3 protein-coding genes are annotated in these 3,886 nt (G+C 49.4%); 2 read left to right on the top strand and 1 reads right to left on the bottom strand.

Annotated elements, in window-relative coordinates; translation table 11 throughout:
• Positions 1 to 448: 448 nt before the first annotated feature.
• Positions 449 to 1,159 carry a hypothetical protein gene (locus OSO_RS0100025; RefSeq protein WP_157604909.1) on the bottom strand — a complete coding sequence of 237 codons (711 nt, stop codon included), beginning with the start codon at positions 1,157 to 1,159 and terminating at the stop codon, positions 449 to 451.
• Between the two features lie 779 nt (positions 1,160 to 1,938).
• Here OSO_RS0100025 and OSO_RS51795 point away from each other — a divergent pair.
• Together OSO_RS51795 and OSO_RS0100010 are read left to right on the top strand one after the other, a co-directional pair.
• The gene (locus OSO_RS51795) at positions 1,939 to 2,124 is read left to right on the top strand and encodes a hypothetical protein (RefSeq protein ID WP_010581576.1); all 186 of its coding nucleotides are present in this window, start codon (positions 1,939 to 1,941) and stop codon (positions 2,122 to 2,124) included.
• A gap of 19 nt (positions 2,125 to 2,143) precedes the next feature.
• Positions 2,144 to 3,442, top strand: a complete 1,299-nt coding sequence (locus OSO_RS0100010; RefSeq protein WP_010581575.1) for an FRG domain-containing protein — start codon at positions 2,144 to 2,146, stop codon at positions 3,440 to 3,442.
• The last annotated feature ends 444 nt before the right edge of the window (positions 3,443 to 3,886 follow it).

The raw sequence follows: 3,886 nt of genomic DNA, 5'->3' as shown, positions 1-3,886 counted from the left end.
CTTCATTTTTGAAGCCGTTCAGGCCTCAAAAATGGAGGCGGGGGGCAACCAAACTCATCGACGCAAACAATGCAAATAAAAGACTTATGGAAACCATTGTTTTAGCTATCTGACACGGAATCTGACATTTTTGGGCGAAAAATGCGCCCGTGGAGGCACTGTGCCTCCAACCCCTCTCCTGAGATAGACACTTGGGCAAGGAATCGTCCGGGAATCTTCAACGATTGGCGCGAGCAAATGTCGGATATTCAGACCAGTCAGGTGCTGCGACATGCGCTTGATGGGGTTTACAACTGAAACGCCACCAAGCGCGCTGCCTTTTTGAATTTGTCGTCGCCAAAAATAAAATAGCGTTCAGGTGTCGTGAATCAAATTTCGTCACCTTGATTTCCAATGCCCGGTTCAGTTCCTTTATCGGCTTGTACCGGTGCACTTCCAAGCACATCGATTAAAGTACCAGCAACTCAATTCCATTGACGTACTCCGCAAGATCTGGATATTCCATGGCAAGAGTTTCCTTCACACAGCGAAGCGAAGTTGCAACGATCCAGCCGTCCTTTAAGTACTGACGGTGAAGGATACCGACCAACTTAGCATAGTTGGCTAGTTGCCCATTGTTGCCATTCGGTTGAACTTGCCATATTCCGCAGCCACTCATCCCTTTGATTGCGTCGTCCGGAATTTTACCCGTCCTTGGATCGACGAGTCCGGGTGGAAACCTGAACAACAGATGATTCACTGCGTCATGACCTTGACGGGAGCTGGAATCTGCCGGAGTCGTGTCAAACCAGCATACGGGCGATTTAACCACCTGTGGAGCCTCATGGGGGTCGCCCGGATCACCTAAGAAGAATGGATGTCCATACGCGACAAAAAGTCCTTCCTTGGGGGCGTTGAGAATCCGTAAATCCGCGGGCTGAACGAAAGCTTTTTGATTCAGCAATTCGGCAGTTGCAGGTGTAACTTCGAGGATCGCAACGTCCAGCGTGTTTTGGCTGAGAAAGATCAAGTTCTCAAACTCCAATTTGACGGTTTCTGGCCCACGATCAGCGTTGAGATGAAAAGCGATCTCTCCTGTTGAAACGAACAAGCTGGAAGTATCCCGAATGAGTGAGGCGGCTACGTCACACCATTGCTCCATCTCGTGCACCGCAGTCAACAGGAATGATCGGTTGCCAACGCGCAGAAGAACGCCCGATCTATCGTGAACGAGGGGATAATCTTCGTGTGCGCCGTACACGGGGACAGTCGAATAGTGGATCAGAGACGGCGTCTGTTTGTAGAAATAATGAATCATGGAATTTGAATCGCGGTAGTCATTCTAACAGTAGCGAGTGAAATAGGGCCGCATCAGGATGCGCGCCATTGGAAGTCCGCTGCCGATCTCAGGCGTCGGTGGGTGCCCAACGGTATCTGTTCGACCACTCTGCTGGACATGGTTCAATTGAGGATTGCAAGAATCCTGAACAAAATAACGCGACGGTCACACCACGCTAGCTTCCTCGTTTTAAGTATAACACAACATGAGCACTTCGACTGCATCTCCGATTTCCATCGAGCGAAACGCCTTGTATGAATTGGTCTGGCAAGAGCCGATGACGAAGATTGCTCCCCGTTTCGGCCTTTCGGACGTGAGATTGGCAAAAGCTTGCAAGCGGAACAATATCCCTCGGCCTCCCGCTGGGTATTGGCACAAATGGCGGTCGGCAAAGCCCCCGACGCACCCCGTTCCCCCAATCAGAGATGGTGAAGCGAAGCCGATTACATTTCTGTCGGATGAACGACCCAAGCCAACGCCGATCCAGTCACACTCAGAGCGAGTCAAGGATGGAAAGTTGAAAAGCTCTTATCGCTTTAGAGGAGCAGCCTGAGAACAAAATCATCGTCGTCGAAAACCCAAGCAAGTTGCATCCGATCGGCCTACTTGAGTTGCACCTAATGGGAACGTTTCGTTATACGCAAGCAAATTGGACTGAGGGATCGAGATTCAAATTCGAAGACCAACTCAATAAGTTGATGATCGAGTTCATTGTCTGCGTCGAACGAGACCGTGGATCACGACGCGCGGAACAAGAACGAGCCATTCAAGCACGGGCGGCAGAAATCAAACGCTGGGAAGAGTAGAAAGAAGTCGCCAAAATCCATGAGCTTTACCGGCTTATGCAAAAATGGAAGCGAGCCGCCCGCATTCGAGAAGAATGATGTCCATCGACTGGACGATCCACAGTATCATCGAAGTACTTTACGGAAGTTGCCCATGACTTTTGGATACTGGAATTATTATGACGACGACTTCGATTGGACTGGAAAGAGCAGTTTTGTCTCACCAGACTTGGAATTGACCCGGTCACTTCTTTTGAGGGGTGGGCTTTTGGAAAATGATGTGGAAGACCACATCGACTCGGGGTATTTGTGCTTCGAGGGTTTTGACATTGTGATCGACAGGTATTACGGCGGGCCGCTCGCTTCAGTTGATGGTCGCTGCCGCTTTCGACCCGACTTGTTTTCGAAGATTGATCGCGCTCCGCAATCGAGAGCCAAAGTCTTTGTCGCGAAATCTATTGATGACGTTCGGAGGATCGTTGACGACTTTGCGACGAGATGTGGCGATGATCCATTGTTGCGTGGCCAGACTCAAAACCATGTATTGGAGCGGAAGATAAATAATCCATTCTTTACACTGAATGGAATTGGTGAGATTTCTCTTCTACCTTCAATATGGCGGCGCATGCTATCTAAATCGCGACAGTGCTTTCTTGAGTTTACAAATTTATCACTCTTCGAATGGTCTTCGGTGTTTTATTCGCAATTTGATATTCAAGACATTGAACGGCGCCACAAATGCCTCCATGAGAAAGGCGAGTGGGTGACGTCGATATCGGACATGGAAGACTGTAGCGATCCAGTCTTAAGACAATTTGGTAAGTATCGTGCGAGGCTTTCGTTCGGACACAATTATAATCTCGCACCGGTCCTGAACACCTTGTTGCAACACTATGGTCTATATTCGCCCGAACTGGACCTAACCAAGTCGATTGACGTTGCCTTGTTCTTTGCGACGAACAGATTTCGCAGGAATGGGGCTAATTGCTTTTATGACTTTGTGGGCACGAACAGTCGTCGTTCCGTGATTTATTTGTTTCGAGAACGATTTGGAGAAATGCAGATCCACGATTCTACCGAAGAAGTCATCGCTGCATTTAATCCACTCCGCCCCATTAGGCAGAAGTGCGTTGTGTCTCACTCCAGCACATTTGCCATGAACCTTCCAGCCGACTTCTTGCAGGCAGTTATCGTTCTTGATTTTGATTTGACAGATCCCATCGGAATATTGACTACGGAACAGCTCTTCCCAACCAGCTCCGAAGACCTGTTTCTCAGTGCGCTTAAGAAGCATCCATATGCGTCCCCATACGTCACTGAGTTTCCATCGGAAATGTAACGCATTTCATCCAGATGCACGCGTCAGTGAGCATTATTCGCGCCACGCCTATCTCGCCGTTCACTTTAGCCGCTTCCTCAATCTCAGCGTCGGACACTCGTGGGATCTTCCAACGGCGACGGCTTGGTGAAGTCATTTGAGCCGAAGGCGGCTGCTTGATTCCCTGCGTCCTGAAGCAGAGCTTTCGTGATGCGGTCTGAGATATTTGCGATTTCGCAAATCGAAGTAGTTTGATTCGGGCGAAGAGTCCATTCGTTGAGCCGAACTTCGGAGCCGTCAATGACATTCCCGTCGGCGTTCTGACTTTCCGGCTGCAAAACACGCATTCAGATCCGCTCAACCTGATGATCTCAAGATCGCAGCTTGAACGACTCCGGGAGGACATCGCCTTCCTCCTTGGATAGCAGAAAAGGTGTCAGGAACCTTTTTCATATTCGAGTCTTA

Origin of the sequence: Schlesneria paludicola DSM 18645 (assembly GCF_000255655.1) — a bacterium.
GTDB classification, from domain to species: Bacteria; Planctomycetota; Planctomycetia; order Planctomycetales; family Planctomycetaceae; genus Schlesneria; species Schlesneria paludicola.
This window is presented reverse-complemented; position numbering and strand designations above follow the sequence as displayed.

Bases quoted from the DNA above. Each gene is read 5' to 3' on its own strand.
- OSO_RS51795 (WP_010581576.1), top strand. From the start codon at position 1,939: ATGGGAACGTTTCGTTATACGCAAGCAAATTGGACTGAGGGATCGAGA.
- OSO_RS0100010 (WP_010581575.1), top strand. From the start codon at position 2,144: ATGAGCTTTACCGGCTTATGCAAAAATGGAAGCGAGCCGCCCGCATTC.